This is a genomic window from Bacterioplanes sp. CLAM21, assembly GCF_059641015.1.
The window spans coordinates 3,118,347-3,133,392 of sequence record NZ_CM184929.1; the positions used below are offsets into that span (position 1 = coordinate 3,118,347).

Genomic DNA, 15,046 nt, shown 5'->3' on the forward strand with positions numbered 1-15,046 from the left:
CGGTCAGATTTGATCAACTATTGTACTTCATCTTGGTTCATTCGTCCCAGATATTGATATAGGACCGGCACGACAATCAGCGTCAATAAGGTTGATACCAGTAGACCGCCAATAATGGCCCATCCCATGGGTGACCACATACTGGAACCCGCCAACGTCAGTGGTAATAAGCCGCCAATGGTGGTTAATGTGGTTAATACAATTGGGACAAAACGCGTTCGCGCCGCCGCACTGATGGCATCCAATTTTTGCATACCTTGTTTGCGCATTTGGTTAGCGTAATCAACCAAAATAATAGAATTATTCACCACGATACCGACTAGCGACGTTAGTCCAATAAAGGCGGTAAAGCTAAAGGTGTAGCCAGTAATAAAAAGTGCCAACAACGCGCCTATCAAGGCAAAAGGAATGGCTGCAAAAACAATCAATGGCTGCAAAAAACTGTGAAACTGCAACACTAATATGGCAAAGATGCCAAACACCGTTAGTAACAATGCCTGGGCCATACCACCAAACGCTTCTTTCCGATTTTCCTGCTCACCACCAACAGAAAAGCGCATACCAGCAGGCCAATTGTATTGCTGCAAGCGTTCGACTACGGCATTGGTCACTGCTTCGGTGGTATGACCTGGCAATACATCTGCCGTGACTCTGGCCATACGTTCGGTATTGTAATGCTGAAAACGGGCGATCCCAGTTTGCAACTCAATACTGGCAATTTGTTTTAAAGGAACCAGCTCGCCCTTGACGCTGGTAAGATAGATATCATCAAAGGTTTCCAATTGTGGCGTTGGGAACTCGGCAAAACGCAATGTCAGCGGGAACTCTTCGCCCTCTTCATCGCGATACTGTCCCATTTGCGCCCCCACCAAGGCAGTACGAATGGTTCGATCGATGGCATCCAAAGCAATTCCTAACATGGCAGCTTTATCACGATTAATATCAACGTGAATATCGACCTTATCTTTGCCCACCGGATTGTCCACGCCAACTATGCCTGGAGTACTATCCATAATATCGGCAATGTCTCGCGATACCTGTTGCAACTGCACTAAATCTTCACCAATAACCCGAATGGAAACCGGTGCCTCAATCGGCGGGCCCTGCAAAAATTCCTTCACCAGTATATGTGCGCCTGCGCGAGTACTTAATTGCTCACGTAAACGCTCTACCAGCGGCTCGACCTGTTCCAGACTGCCGCTCTCTAACGTAACAAATAGCTGAGCAAAGTTCACCGTTTGCCGACTCGGAAAAATATTGTAATAAATACGAGGATTACCACGCCCGACATTTTGCGCTATATCCACCACCAGAGGATGCTGCCTGACCTGATATTCAACTTCATCAGCGACGCGCTGAGTCTCGGCAAAGCTCGTGCCTTCGGGCATATCAATATTAACCAGAATCATGGGTTTTTCTGCTTTCGGGAACAAGCTCACACCAATAGCTGGGAATAAACTTAAGCTACCCATCAACAGCGCAATCGACACCAGCATGACTTTTCCTGGGTGTGCTAATGCACGTTGCAGCCACGTTTGATACGTACCAGCGGCAAAGCTCTCGAGCAGCTTTTGTGCCTTTGGCATCGGCGTTGATGCACGTGCTAACTTACTGGCCAGTAAAGGCGTGAGCATGAGCGCTATCAATAGTGAAGCAAATAGCGTCAGTGTCACCGTAACCGGCATGGCACGCATAAAGGTACCTGAACCGTTTTGCAGCATTAACATGGGCAAAAAAGCCAGCACTGTGGTCAAGGTGCCGCTGGTCACGGCCCAAGCTACCTGACGGCTACCTTCAACGGCGGCAGCCGTCGGAGAATCACCATCGCGTAAATGGCGAGATACATTTTCCACCACAACAATAGCGTTATCGACCAGCAAACCCAAGGCGATGACCAAACCGACAATAGACATCTGCTGCAACCCAAAACCACTAAAGTCTACCCAGCCAATAGCAATAAAAATGGACAGCGGAATGGCCGTTACGACGACCAAAGCAGGACGCCAGCCCAATACCAGCAACGCCAGCACAGCAACCAGTACTAAGCCCTGATTTAAGTTATTAAAAAAGCCACTGATTTGATGCTCAACACTGACACTTTGATCCATGACTCGCTGCAGCTGAATGTCTTGTGCTAACCGTGGACGATACTCATCCAGTACTGAATCAATACCCTTCATCACGTCAAACACCTGACTGCCCTTGCGCTGCACCAGGGATAAAAATACGGCTTTTTCTCCGTTTAGCTTTGCCCGATAACTGGGCAGCCCTTCGATTAACTGGACTCGCGCTAAGTCGCGCAGATAAATAACTCGACCATCGCTTGCCCGCAAAGGCGTGTCGCGAATTTGCTGCAGTGATTCGAAATCACCACTGGTTCTCACGGTAAAACGGCGAGCACCAGCATTAACATGGCCACCAGGAGTATTGGATGCCGCCCGGCTAACGGCCAGGAATATTTCATCCACACTGATGCCTATAGCATTTAAACTGCGTTGGTCTGCCTGAATTTGTACTTCTAACTGCGGCAATGCCGCTATGTCGACACGCTTTACTCCTGCAACACGCTCAAGACGCTGCTCCAGTGCATCGGCATGACGCTGTAAGTCACGATAACTGGCACTATCTGAAGTCAGAGCCAGCTGTAAAATACTGACATCGGCGGGCGAAATTTTATCGATATCTAAATCGACGATACTGGCTGGCAGCTGGGCGCGCACACGGCCGACCGCCGCGACCACATCGTCAAATTTGTCGTCTGGGTCGGTACCATATAAAAATTCAACCCGTATCACCACCAGACCATCTTCGATGCTGGTTTTCATGACCCGCAGATCATCCAGCTCATTAATCGCCTGCTCAATAGGATCGGCAACCAGTTTTTCCATATCTAATGGTGTGGTCCCCGGATTAACCACCTTGATCACCGCGGCGGAAAAATCAAACTGAGGGTCTTCAGACCGGGGCATAGTGAAAAATGACACCACGCCAAGCAATAACAGAAGAATAAACATCACCCAGGTGAACTGGTGATTACGAACGGCAAGCTCTGGTAACTGCATCATGCCACCTTAATGCGAAAAGCGAATGGCTGCGCCATCGGAGAGGTATTGAGCACCGCGAATAATGACCTGGGCATCGGCAGGCAAACCCGCAACCCACATCTGCTCGTCGGCCAGGCTTAACAGCGCCAGAGTCAGACGCTTGGCCTGTTCACCATCAACCACAAAAACATCGACTTCACCGTGGTGCCCACGCACCATGGCGGTTAATGGTAACGCCGTTGCTTGCTGCTGCTGCGCGGGTTGAATTTCCGCATGACCGACTAAACCGGCCAGTAAAGCAGTGGGTGCATCGATTAAGCGCAATTCGACACGAAATGTGTGAGAAGCATCAGTCCGACCGGCCATTTCACTGATTTCTGCCTTGAGAGTCTGGCCCGGAAAAGCGTCAAACTTCACCTCCGCTTCATCACCTAGCCGTAAACGCACTACATCACGATCCGTCACCCCTGCCGATAGCACCCAGCCATCAGTATCCGCGGCAAAGGCAAACATTGGACTGCCCACCGCAGCCATTTCGTTCGGTTCGATATAGCGTTTTAGCACCCTGCCATCCGCAGGTGCACGAATAACCGCATGCCTTTGATTAAAACGAGCAACCGTTAAATCAGAGCGTGCTACCGCCACCTCCGTTTCTGCTTGCTGCAGCCTGTCTATCGACAAGGCATTGCTGCCTTGCAGCGAGCGAAAACGCTGCAGCTGTCGTTCAGCATTGGCCAACACCGATTCGGCTTTGGCTACCTGAGCATCGATTTCTTCTAGATTTAACGCTGCCAGCACCTGCCCCTGCGATACTTGACTGCCTTCATCAATTTCTACCCGGCTAACCAGACCACCTACCTTAAACGCCAGGGTTTGTTCGGATTTATTTTCCAGCACACCGCTAATGGCAACCGGTTGCACATAGGTTTGCTCAGTAAAACCTTGCACCTCTACCACCACCGCAGGCTGAGCCTGGGACAATAGAGGCACAAGACCCAGAAAGCTCAGTAAAAACGTCGGCCAGTTCATGATGGCGATCCTCAGTCGAAAGGCGTTCAAGATCAATGTTTACAGCGAAAACATACTAATCATTTGCAGAGTATGGTCAATAAAAATAAAAAATCGCTGACAACAACAATGCGTTCCTTTGAGAGGCCGGTTCAATTACGCCGTTATTGGGTGAAATTTCGCCGCTTATCACAGGGTACCAACATACGAATAGGTTAGAGTGAAGGCTCAAGGAGGTGTTTTATGCTGCCAGATTTTTGTCCACGCGAAGCCTTACACGTCGCCCTTACCGTGCTGGCCCGCCATGGCCTGCGCCAACCATTTCAGCAATTACCGCCCTTTATCTCATCACCGCTACAGACATCGATGCCCTCCCTGCCGGCATTACTAAGATTACTCGACAGTGCCGCCAGTTTTAGTGGCCAAAAGTCTCTATTCCTAGAATTTGGTTTGGTGCTAGGAATGCAACATGGCCACTCGCAGCCACAAGTGCTAGGCGACGCGTCACTGCTAACTGCATTGCAATTAACACCAAGGGTAAAACGCAGCGGCAGTGGCGTGCGCATTGAGTTCAATCAACGCACCCATGTTTCAGCAGGGTTGTGGGAAATGTTACTGGCCTATACCCATGCTCGCTTACCGCTAACCCACATAGGCCAAATTGATGCTATGCACATTGAGCTGCCTTTTCCCAAACCCGAACATGCCGGCCTGTATCCTTACTATGTGCCCATTAACATGAAGTTTAATGCCGACTGTGGAGGAGTTGTTTGCAGTCAGCGCCAATGGCAACATTTACTAAACTGGCAGCAAATACACGAGTCCAACAACACCAGCCAGGAACGGATTATTCGCGAAAAAACCTGCAATTTCCTCTATGCAAACCTAAGCAGCCCACCGTCACAGCAACATATTGCTGAGCAACTGCTGCAATCTGAACGCACCTTTAAGCGCCGACTGCAAGCATGTGGACAGTCTTATCAATCCATACTGGTAGAATTAAAGCTTCGACAAGCGTGTTTATGGCTACAGCACGGCCCTGACAATATCAGCGATATAGCTAACCGACTTGGCTATGCCAATGTGGCCAATTTTTCTAAAGCATTTAAAAAATGGGCTGGTTGCGCACCAAGCCATTGGGGAAAAGAGACAACAACCGATAATGAGTCGGAATGGCCACCACTGGAACAAAGCTCAATATCCAGCGCATTCTCTTTCATGTAATAAGATTGCAAACCGCAGCCATAAAAAAGCCGGGAGCAAACGCCCCCGGCTTTTTTATTTAGTGCCAGCTATAGCTTAAAAGCTGTAGGCAACACCGGCGTACCAAGTACGACCAGCTACATCAAAGTAACGTGGGTCGAAACCAACTTGGTGACCTGCTCCACTTGTTCTCAGAGATAGTGGCGGCTCTTTGTCAGCAATATTGCTGATGCCCAACGTCAACTTCAGCGCATCGTCATATGCAAGGAACTGACCTTGGTAATCAACTGTGTGATAGGCTGGAACACGTCCTGTGTAGTCCACAAACTCACCACTCAAGCTGCCATCTGCATTCAAGAACTCAATTTCTTGAGTTTGATCGCGATAGCCGCCTTGATAGTTGACGGTTACATGATGATTAAACTGCCCCACAGTAACGGTAGTTTCTAACTTCAACTTGTTACTGAAGGTGACTTCATCGTTAGAGCCAAACTGATCGATGTTCGAACCGTAAGAAGAACTCCAAGACTTAATCATATGAGTACCGCTCAGCGCTAGGCTGACAAAGCCAAATTCTGGGTACAGATTCTGCTCAAAACGATAGTCAATACCAGCGCTCTGCGACTCTGCGATATTGAAGTACTCTTGCAAAATTGCCAGTTCTTCAAAGCCAGTAGCGGCATTGGTTTTGGTCATGAAGTTAGCACTGTACGCATCAGGATTACCAAAAATCTGCTGCTCGGTCAGTACATCGATTTGGTCTTCAATTTTTACGTTCCAGTAGTCAACAGTAACGTTGGTGTCGTCACCTGGACGCAATACAAAGCCTGCTGTCCACTGGGTTGACTGTTCTGGCTTCAGCTCAGTGTTACCGCCTTGGAATACGTGTGCCTGGCTTGGCCCTGCAGACTGCTGGATACACCAGGCTGAACGATCATCAGATGCATCAAATGGGCAGTCAAAAGTACCCGAAGTCACACCGAATTCACGCACAGGAATACCAATCGCTAACAAGCTTGGCGCTTTAAAGCCAGTACCATAAGCACCTCGGACAGTCACACTATCCAACAGGTCGTATTTGGCGCTCAGCTTGTACGTGGTATCGCTCAGGCTATCACTGATTTTATCACCTTCGCTCTTGACGCCACCAATGGAGTCGTAGCGAGCCGACAGAGACACCTCACCACCCTCTGCAAACGGCACCAACATTTCAGTAAAGGCACCGTACTGAGAGCGTTCCAAATCGAACGGACTTTCAGATGACAAGAACAAGATCTTACGATCTAAGTTATCTTGCGACGGCTTGTCTTCGTACTTGTTGTTGTAATAATCAATACCGACCGCTAACTGTACATCGCCACCTGCCATGGCAAAGATAGGCATAGATGCATTGGCATTAAAGCCCGTCATTTGGGTATCGGTTTCTGTCCAAGTACCTTTATAGATAGTGCTATCTAGCGCTGACTGCTCCTCTGCGGTCAACTCTGACCCAGGGACAAAAATGTTGAAATCACCACGAGAAACGGCTTCAACAAACTCCTCCCGCAACAACCAACCCTCTGGGTAATATTCGTCTTGCTGAATTTTGGAGTAAACAAACGCCGTACTGAAATCTACGTCGCCAACGTAACCTTCAGCACCCAGAGTAAAGTTGAGTGATTCAGACTTATATTCTGTGGTGCGATTGCCCGCTGGCAGAGCACGCCAGTTGCCCACTGCAGTTAGCTCTCCAGACTCAACCTTGGCACGCTCGTCATCGGTCAAGTGAGGGGCCAAACTCTCAGTATAAGCTGCGGAGTCCAGCGCAATAGGTACATCGCCTGTTGGGTACGGAGCAATACGAGACACCAGTTCACGGCTCGACCAGTTGACATCACCGAAGGCGGTAATGGTATCTGTAACCTGAACATTAATGCCGGCAAATACAGAGTCAGTAGTCTTTTCTGGCATGATTTCCAGAGTCGAGGTGTAGTCGAACTGACAGGCATCGCCCGATGGTGTGTTGTTTTCAGCACACTCACCATTATTAGACAACCGGTAAGGGTTTAACGTACGTACCGTACGGCCAGAGCTGTCCAGCAACTTGGCATTACCAGGGATGGCATTAGGTGAACCGTTAAAGAAAAATGCTTTACGATCAGAGCCCTGAGGTTGGAAAGTAATAAAACCTGTGTCTGCAAAATCACGATCCACACCGGCAAGCTGTTCTTGCTCTACGCGACTGGCGCCAAAGACCACTTCGTAGCCATTTTCGAACAAGTCACCAAAACCTGTGGTCAAATCGTAACGCTGCGTTTCACCGCCACCATTGGTTGGGCGGCTGGTTCGCGCCGATATAGTGGTGCGATCAACATTCTTTTTCAGAATAAAGTTTACAACACCCGCAATCGCATCTGAGCCATATAATGCACTAGCACCATCCGTTAGGATTTCCACGCGTTCAATCATGGCTGTTGGAATGTGGCTAATATCAACCTGACCGTCAGAGGTTGATGGCGCAACACGGCGACCATTAACCAGTACCAGCGTATATTGTGGACCCAAACCGTGCACGTTGGCTGTGGCCAAACCACCACCAGATCCACCAACACTATCAGATGCGGTCACGAAGTTTTGCATGGATGGCAATTTTGCCATCAAATCCGCTGCATCCACTGCGCCAGTTGCTTCTAATTGCGCTGCATCAAATTGTTGAATTGGAAGCGATCCTTCCAAGTCTTTACGTTGAATGCTGGAGCCCGTTACCAGCACTTCTTCAACAACTTCCTGTGCAGCCTGTTCTTCGGCAACTACCATTAAAGGTGTTGCTGCCAGTGCGGCAGTGCCAAAAGCACCTGCCACTGCACGAGCAAGGAGGTTTTTTCTCATTCGTCTCTCTCCAGTTCAAATAATCGTCTGTTCTAACAGACCGCTCTTATTCGAGGGTTCGCCGCTAGCATTAGCAGAACACGGGCCAATGTAACAGATAGTTCATAAACATTTGGCATTCAGTTCCATAAATTCTAAACACTATCGCCATTCAGCAAATAAATAGCGCCGAATTCATGCGGCTCAAAGCTAGATCGGCTAGGGCTTAATTATTAACTCTGGCCTAACTGGCCACATATTTGCCTAGTGATAGTTACCGACCGCTATTGGTAAAACTGCACCAGAGTGAGGCAGTGACGATCCCAAACGTAACAGTTTGGTGCATTTGTAACGTTTCGTAGCCCTTTGTTCGTACAATCACTGTATCGAGCGATCCAGCAGCCTCTCCCCAAAGCCGAAGCTGCCACAGCAAGCCATTGATTCTTAATGTTTTTGACTACCTAGACGGGTAACGACTAGCAACCCGCCACGATGCCAGCAGCCATGGGTTACAGAGAGACATAGTGCGTACTATAACGGCAGTATTAGCACTAGCTTGGTGCTCGCCAATCTGCCTGCATGACTTGCCAGCGACCCATCAAAGCCGTACATTTGCCGACTTTGTCAGCAGTGGAGCACTGCTGGCTTGTTTTATGCTTAGGGATGCAACGCTGCCCATTAGGCACTTGATAAATCAACCGAACTGGCTGTGTTTCGGCCACAAGCTGTCACAGTAACCGAGTCCGAGTAACCATCATGAACCCTGTTCAACGACTTAGTGCATTATTTGCCCTCGCCCTTGCGGCCAGCGGCTGTAGTGATGCCATATGGAATGATCCTCACCCCAGCACCGATAAAGACCAAGTGGTGCTGTACTCTAACTTCAGTGAGCGGCCTAAACATTTAGACCCCGCACGCTCTTACAGCTCAGATGAATCCAATTTCATCGATCAAGTCTATGAGCCACCGCTGCAGTATCATTACCTGAAACGCCCCTATGAATTAGAGCCGGCAACATTAACCAAAATGCCTGAGCTTTATTATCTGGATGAACAGGGACAACGCTTACCCGATGACGCAGAAAACCCTGCTTACAGCGTTTACGATTTAACGCTGATCCCCGGTATTAAATACCAACCCCATCCAGCTTTCGCCATGAAGGATGACGGCAGTTTTTATTACGATTTTGCCAATACTGAAGAAAGTGCTCCTTATCAAAGTCTGCATGATTTTACCGAAATGGGCAGTCATGAGCTGACCGCTGATGACTACATTTACCAAATTAAACGCTTGGCAGATCCTAAACGTTTGGCACCGTTACGCGGCCTTCTTAGCCAATACATTGTAGGTATGAAAGAGTTTAGCGAAGAAGCCGCCAAACGTCGTGAAAGCATGGGCAGTAATGACTGGCTGGATCTTCGCAACATGGAAATGGAAGGCCTGGAAAAGATCGACGACTACCGTTTTCGGATCAAGCTGAAAGGGGTTTATCCGCAGTTCCAATACTGGTTAGCATTTCACTTTTTTGCTCCTGTGCCCTGGGAAGTGGATCGTTTTTATCATATGCCTGGATTGCCAGAGCGAAACATTACTCTGGACTGGCACCCGGTTGGCACCGGCGCCTTTATGATGGTAGAAAACAATCCAAACTCGCAGATTGTTTTGCAACGTAACCCGAACTTCCGCAAAGAATTGTACCCATCAGAAGGTATGCCAGAAGATCAGCATAACGGTCTGTTAGCCGATGCGGGCAAGCCCGTACCCTTTATCGATCGCGCCGTGTATCGCTTGGAAAAAGAAGCTATTCCGATCTGGACCAAGTTTATGCAGGGCTACTACGACCGTGCTGGCATCAGTAACGATAGCTTTGACCAGGCCGTTAATATGAGTTCAGACGGCATTAATCTAAGCGATGAAATGCTGGAGAAAGGCGTACACCTGGATAAGGCCACACGCCCCTCAACCTTCTATTTGGGCATGAATATGCTCGACCCTATTGTCGGTGGTGATTCAGAGCGCGCACGCAAACTGCGCCAGGCTATTGCCATTGCTTACGACACCGAAGAGTTTATTCAGATTTTTGCTAACGGTCGCGGTGAGCCGGGCATGAGCTCTGTGCCTCCGGGCATCTATGGCCATCAAGTTGGTGAAGAAGGCATTAACCCGCTGGTATATGACTGGGTTGACGGCAAACCAAAGCGCAAGTCAATAGAGGAAGCCAAGAAGCTGTTAGCGGAAGCCGGTTACCCAGACGGCCGCGATGCAAAAACCGGCGAACCCTTGGTACTTAACCTAGATATACCATCAACATCAAGCACCAAAGCTCGTCTAGCGTGGATGCAAAAGCAGTTTAAAAAGCTGGATTTGCAGCTAAATATTCGCGCCACTGATTACAACCGCTTTAAAGAAAAACTGGAAACCGGTAACGCCCAGGTCTTCTTCTTTGGCTGGCTAGCCGACTACCCAGATCCTGAGAACTTCCTATTCCTGCACTATGGACCAAACGCCCAGGTGGATTCGAAGTCTGGTGTAAACGCCACCAACTTTAAAAATGCCCGTTACGATGAGCTATTTGAGCAGATGAAAATACTGCCCAACGGCCCTGAACGCATGGACGTTATTCGTGAAATGATCACCATTATACGAACCGAAGCCCCATGGACCTCCATGTACCACAGCCATGATTACATGCTTAACAACGCTTGGGTCAGCAACAGCAAGCTGCACGGTATTTCTAAAGCAACACTGAAATACATTCGCATCGATCCAGAACTGCGCCGCCAAAAACAAAGTGAATGGAATAAGCCTAACTTGCTACCGCTTATTCTGGTGCTACTGATTCTGGCCGCCCTTGTTGTTCCAGCCATCCTGGTGTACCAGCGTCGCCAGAAACAGACGATTGGAGAGTAGAAATCATGCTTACTTATATTATTCGGCGTTTGATCTACGCCATTCCAATTTTGATTGGCGTAAACCTGCTCACCTTTGCGCTGTTTTTTATGGTCAACACCCCAGACCAAATGGCGCGAGTACAGCTAGGTGAAAAACACGTTACCGAAGCCGACATTGAGCAATGGAAAGCCGAACGCGGCTATAACAAGCCACTGTTTGTTAATAGCGATGCTAATGGCATTGACGTGGTTACTGATACGATCTTTTTTGATAAATCAATCAAACTACTGGCCTTTGAGTTTGGCAAATCTGACGAAGGCCGCTCTATCAGTGGCGATATCGTCGAGCGCATGTGGCCATCATTGGCGGTGTCGATTCCGACCTTTATTATCGGTATTCTGGTGAATATCAGTATTGCTCTGCTGGTGGTGATGTTCCGAGCCACCAGCTTTGAAGTCGCCGCCATGGCTTTATGTGTGATGCTACTGTCGATATCACCGGTATTTTACGTCATCGGCGGTCAGTTCTTCTTTGCCAAGCTCTGGTCTTTAGTGCCTATTTCTGGCTACCTGGCCGAAGAGCCCTGGCGCTTTGTGATTTTGCCCGTCATTGTTGGCGTGGCTTATGGCATCGGTTCAAGTACCCGCTTATACCGCACCGTGTTTATTGAAGAGGCCAATAAAGACTATATTCGTACCGCTCGCGCCAAAGGTGTACCTGAATTGACGGTTTTGTTCCGCCACTTACTGAGAAACGGCATGATCCCGGTTTTAACCAGTGTGGTCATCATTATTCCAACCTTGTTTATGGGCAGCCTGCTAGTGGAATCCTTCTTTGGTATTCCAGGCCTTGGCAGCTACACCTTGGACGCTATTAAGGCGCAAGATTTTGCCATTGTGCGCTCTATGGTTTTCCTCGGTTCCGTCCTATACATCATTGGTCTGTTGCTAACCGACATTTCTTATACACTGGTTGACCCGAGGGTGAAGTTGTCATGAAGCCTCTTATTCTCTGGAGTGACGTGCTGATTTACCTATTGGTCATTAGCGTCATTGTCTTTATTTTTCAACTGCGTAAGCGCCCACAAATCCGTGAGCGTTGGCGCTCGGTATTCACCAGTAAAGTTGGCATGGTCAGCTTTGTGGTGATTGTTTTTTATGTGTTGGTGGCCTTATTGGATTCGATCCATTTCCGTGAGGCCCTGCCTGAAAATGGCGACCATGGCGAGCAGGCCACGGCGTACAGCAACGAGGTTCAATCAGTACTCGACCTAGTGCTGCATAACCTGCATGAGAGCAACGAAAAAACTTATTCAGCGCCATTTGCTCTTTATTCTTTTGCCAAAGAAAATTTGGAAAAAGAAGACGGCAGCATTTACCGCGACTATCCACGCCTGGAGCATGCCGGCCAACATCTTGACGATATTTCCGAGCGTGGCTTCGATATATTCTGGCGCTCGTTAGTTGCCATACTAACTGGCTTGGCCATTGCCGGTATCTTGATTGCCCTGCATAAGTGGATGATCCGCAACAGCCAGGATAATGATATGCCCTGGAAGGCTGCTTATATTACCTTAACGGTGTTGAGCATAATGTCTTGCTGGATCATACAGCTGAGTGACGTCTACCACGTAATGGGCACAAGCAAAGTGGGTGCCGATGTGATGTACAGCAGTATTAAAGCCATTCGTACCGGTGTATTAATTGGTACCCTAGCGACCATGGTAACCCTGCCATTTGCCATTATTCTTGGCATCAGCGCTGGTTACTTTAAAGGCTTAGTAGACGATGTTGTTCAGTACGTTTACACCACGTTGAGCTCTATCCCCAGCATCCTATTAATTGCTGCATCTGTGCTGTTAATCGATGTCTATATCGAGACACACGCTGCAGACTTTAACCTCACCATTTTACGCTCGGATTTTAAGTTTTTAGCTTTATGTGCCATTTTGGGTCTGACCAGCTGGACTACCTTGTGCCGCTTGCTGCGTGCAGAAACCTTGAAGGTTAGTCAATTAGAATATGTGCAGGCAGCCCATGCCTTTGGTGTTAGCCATAGCAACATTATCTCGCGCCATATTCTCCCTAACGTCACGCATATTATTTTGATTGCCCTGGTTCTCGACTTCAGCACATTTGTTTTGGCTGAAGCGATATTGTCCTATATTGGCGTTGGTGTAGATCCCACCATGCACAGCTGGGGCAATATGATTAACACTGCCCGCTCTGAACTGTCCCGCGATCCTTTTGTCTGGTGGCCGGTAATTTCAGCCTTCATACTGATGTTTACCTTGGTGCTAGCCGCCAACCTGTTCTCAGACGAAGTACGTAACGCCTTTGACCCGCGGACTGTTAAGGAGGGTAACTGATGACTAACGATACCGTATTGCAGGTCAAAGACCTCAAAGTACGCATTGGCCAGCGCGGCAACGAACTGGTCAAAGGCATCAGCTTTCATATTGATCGTGGTGAAATATTTGCCCTGGTGGGTGAATCGGGTTCGGGCAAATCCCTTACCTCGCTGTCGATCATGCGTTTATTGCCCGGCGCCTTACAGGTGTCGGGCGGTAGCATCGTCTTAGGTGATACCCATTTATTCCGCATGACCGAAGCACAGATGAACGACGTGCGCGGCAAGCGTATTGCGATGATTTTCCAAGAGCCGCAAAGTTCATTAAATCCGGTACAAACCATTGGTGAGCAGCTGCGTGAAGTCATTCAGCTGCATCAAAATGTTGCTGCCAGTGATATGAATGCCAAAATGGTATCGCTGCTGGAAGAGGTCGGCATTCCAGATCCTGCGGCACGGTTAAAGTGGTACCCCCACCAGCTGTCAGGTGGCCAAAAGCAGCGCATTATGATCGCCATGGCACTGGCTTGCGAGCCAGAATTATTGATTGCCGATGAGCCCACCACGGCGCTGGATGTGACCATTCAGCGCCAAATTCTGGAGCTGCTTGACAAGCTACGTCGCGATCGCAATCTGAGCGTGTTGTTGATTACCCATGATATGGGTGTCGTGGCCGAAATGGCTGACCGCGTAGCAGTGATGCAATTTGGTGAAATTCTAGAACAAGCCGATCGTGATACCTTCTTTGGCAATCCACAGCACGAATACAGCCGCCGACTGATTAACTCACTGCCTAGCATGAGTCACTACTTGGCGGCACAAAGTCAGGAAAACCTACTGACCGTCGATGGCCTAAAAATCTGGTTCCCGAAAAAACAGGGTTTACTGCAACGTACCGTCGGCCACACCAAAGCCGTTGACGACGTTTCTTTCTCGGTGGGTAAGCAAGAAACCCTGGCATTGGTGGGTGAATCTGGTTCAGGTAAAACCACCACAGGCAAAGCCATTTTGCGCCTGAATGAGATTTATGGCGGCTCCATTCGCTTTAACAATCAGGAAATTACCGACCTCAATCGCGGCGAATTTATGCCATTACGACGCGATATCCAGATTATTTTCCAGGACCCGTTTTCCTCGATGAACCCGCGGATGAGCATTCGCGAAATTATCGAAGAAGGCATGCTCAGCCTAGGCGTGGGCCAAAACGAAGAAGAACGCGAAGCCACCATGTGCCGACTACTCGATCGCGTTGGTATGGCACCAGAGCATCTAAATCGCTACCCACATGAATTCTCAGGCGGCCAACGCCAGCGCATCGCCATTGCCCGCGCGCTGGCAGTAAATCCGAAGCTGATTATTTGTGATGAGCCGACGTCGGCACTGGACGTGTCGATTCGTGGCCAGGTACTCGATTTGCTGCGCGAACTGCAAGACGAACTTGGCGTGTCTTATTTGTTTATTACCCACGATCTGTCCATTATTCCTCACCTCGCCCACCGCGTTGCAGTGATGAAAAATGGCCAAATCGTTGAGCAAGGGCCGACCGAGCAAGTGATGCAATCCCCTCAGCATCCTTATACCCAGCAGTTGCTGGCCGCAGCACCGCGTTCGCCGTTAGAAAACGCGCAATAAATAGCTTGCCCTGCCACCTTAGTGGCAGGGCGCATTGCATTCGGCTTTTTATACTTCCGTGGCCCGTCACG

The 15,046-nt window shown here is 49.0% G+C and carries 8 protein-coding genes; 5 read left to right on the forward strand and 3 right to left on the reverse strand.

Annotation, left to right across the window (positions count from 1 at the left end):
• Nucleotides 1–17: 17 nt before the first annotated feature.
• Both AC55FS_RS14160 and AC55FS_RS14165 read right to left on the reverse strand, forming a co-directional pair.
• Nucleotides 18–3,065 carry an efflux RND transporter permease subunit gene (locus AC55FS_RS14160; RefSeq protein WP_496932904.1) on the reverse strand — a complete coding sequence of 1,016 codons (3,048 nt, stop codon included), beginning with the start codon at nucleotides 3,063–3,065 and terminating at the stop codon, nucleotides 18–20.
• Nucleotides 3,066–3,071: 6 nt separating this feature from the next.
• On the reverse strand, nucleotides 3,072–4,073 hold the full coding sequence (locus tag AC55FS_RS14165) for an efflux RND transporter periplasmic adaptor subunit (RefSeq protein WP_496932905.1): 1,002 nt from the start codon (nucleotides 4,071–4,073) through the stop codon (nucleotides 3,072–3,074).
• Nucleotides 4,074–4,295: 222 nt separating this feature from the next.
• Here AC55FS_RS14165 and AC55FS_RS14170 point away from each other — a divergent pair, with 222 nt between their 5' ends.
• Nucleotides 4,296–5,276, forward strand: coding sequence for a helix-turn-helix transcriptional regulator (locus AC55FS_RS14170; RefSeq protein WP_496932906.1), 981 nt, complete (start codon nucleotides 4,296–4,298; stop codon nucleotides 5,274–5,276).
• Between the two features lie 75 nt (nucleotides 5,277–5,351).
• Here AC55FS_RS14170 and AC55FS_RS14175 read toward each other — a convergent pair whose 3' ends face one another.
• Nucleotides 5,352–8,123: a TonB-dependent receptor plug domain-containing protein gene (locus AC55FS_RS14175; protein WP_496932907.1), complete on the reverse strand. Its 2,772-nt coding sequence runs from the start codon at nucleotides 8,121–8,123 to the stop codon at nucleotides 5,352–5,354.
• A gap of 735 nt (nucleotides 8,124–8,858) precedes the next feature.
• Here AC55FS_RS14175 and AC55FS_RS14180 point away from each other — a divergent pair.
• The 4 genes from AC55FS_RS14180 to AC55FS_RS14195 are packed head-to-tail and all read left to right on the forward strand — an operon-like array spanning nucleotide 8,859 to nucleotide 14,975.
• Complete coding sequence (locus tag AC55FS_RS14180; RefSeq protein WP_496932908.1) at nucleotides 8,859–11,012, forward strand: ABC transporter substrate-binding protein; 2,154 nt, start codon at nucleotides 8,859–8,861, stop codon at nucleotides 11,010–11,012.
• Between the two features lie 5 nt (nucleotides 11,013–11,017).
• A complete protein-coding gene (locus tag AC55FS_RS14185; RefSeq protein ID WP_496932909.1) occupies nucleotides 11,018–11,992 on the forward strand; it encodes an ABC transporter permease in 975 nt (324 codons plus the stop codon).
• Complete coding sequence (locus tag AC55FS_RS14190; RefSeq protein WP_496932910.1) at nucleotides 11,989–13,362, forward strand: ABC transporter permease; 1,374 nt, start codon at nucleotides 11,989–11,991, stop codon at nucleotides 13,360–13,362. Before AC55FS_RS14185 ends, AC55FS_RS14190 begins: the two co-directional genes overlap by 4 nt.
• Complete coding sequence (locus AC55FS_RS14195; RefSeq protein ID WP_496932911.1) at nucleotides 13,362–14,975, forward strand: ABC transporter ATP-binding protein; 1,614 nt, start codon at nucleotides 13,362–13,364, stop codon at nucleotides 14,973–14,975. Before AC55FS_RS14190 ends, AC55FS_RS14195 begins: the two co-directional genes overlap by 1 nt.
• The last annotated feature ends 71 nt before the right edge of the window (nucleotides 14,976–15,046 follow it).

Coding starts and splice junctions, on each gene's coding strand:
- AC55FS_RS14160 (WP_496932904.1), bottom strand. CDS start 3,065: ATGATGCAGTTACCAGAGCTTGCCGTTCGTAATCACCAGTTCACCTGG.
- AC55FS_RS14165 (WP_496932905.1), bottom strand. CDS start 4,073: ATGAACTGGCCGACGTTTTTACTGAGCTTTCTGGGTCTTGTGCCTCTA.
- AC55FS_RS14170 (WP_496932906.1), top strand. CDS start 4,296: ATGCTGCCAGATTTTTGTCCACGCGAAGCCTTACACGTCGCCCTTACC.
- AC55FS_RS14175 (WP_496932907.1), bottom strand. CDS start 8,123: ATGAGAAAAAACCTCCTTGCTCGTGCAGTGGCAGGTGCTTTTGGCACT.
- AC55FS_RS14180 (WP_496932908.1), top strand. CDS start 8,859: ATGAACCCTGTTCAACGACTTAGTGCATTATTTGCCCTCGCCCTTGCG.
- AC55FS_RS14185 (WP_496932909.1), top strand. CDS start 11,018: ATGCTTACTTATATTATTCGGCGTTTGATCTACGCCATTCCAATTTTG.
- AC55FS_RS14190 (WP_496932910.1), top strand. CDS start 11,989: ATGAAGCCTCTTATTCTCTGGAGTGACGTGCTGATTTACCTATTGGTC.
- AC55FS_RS14195 (WP_496932911.1), top strand. CDS start 13,362: ATGACTAACGATACCGTATTGCAGGTCAAAGACCTCAAAGTACGCATT.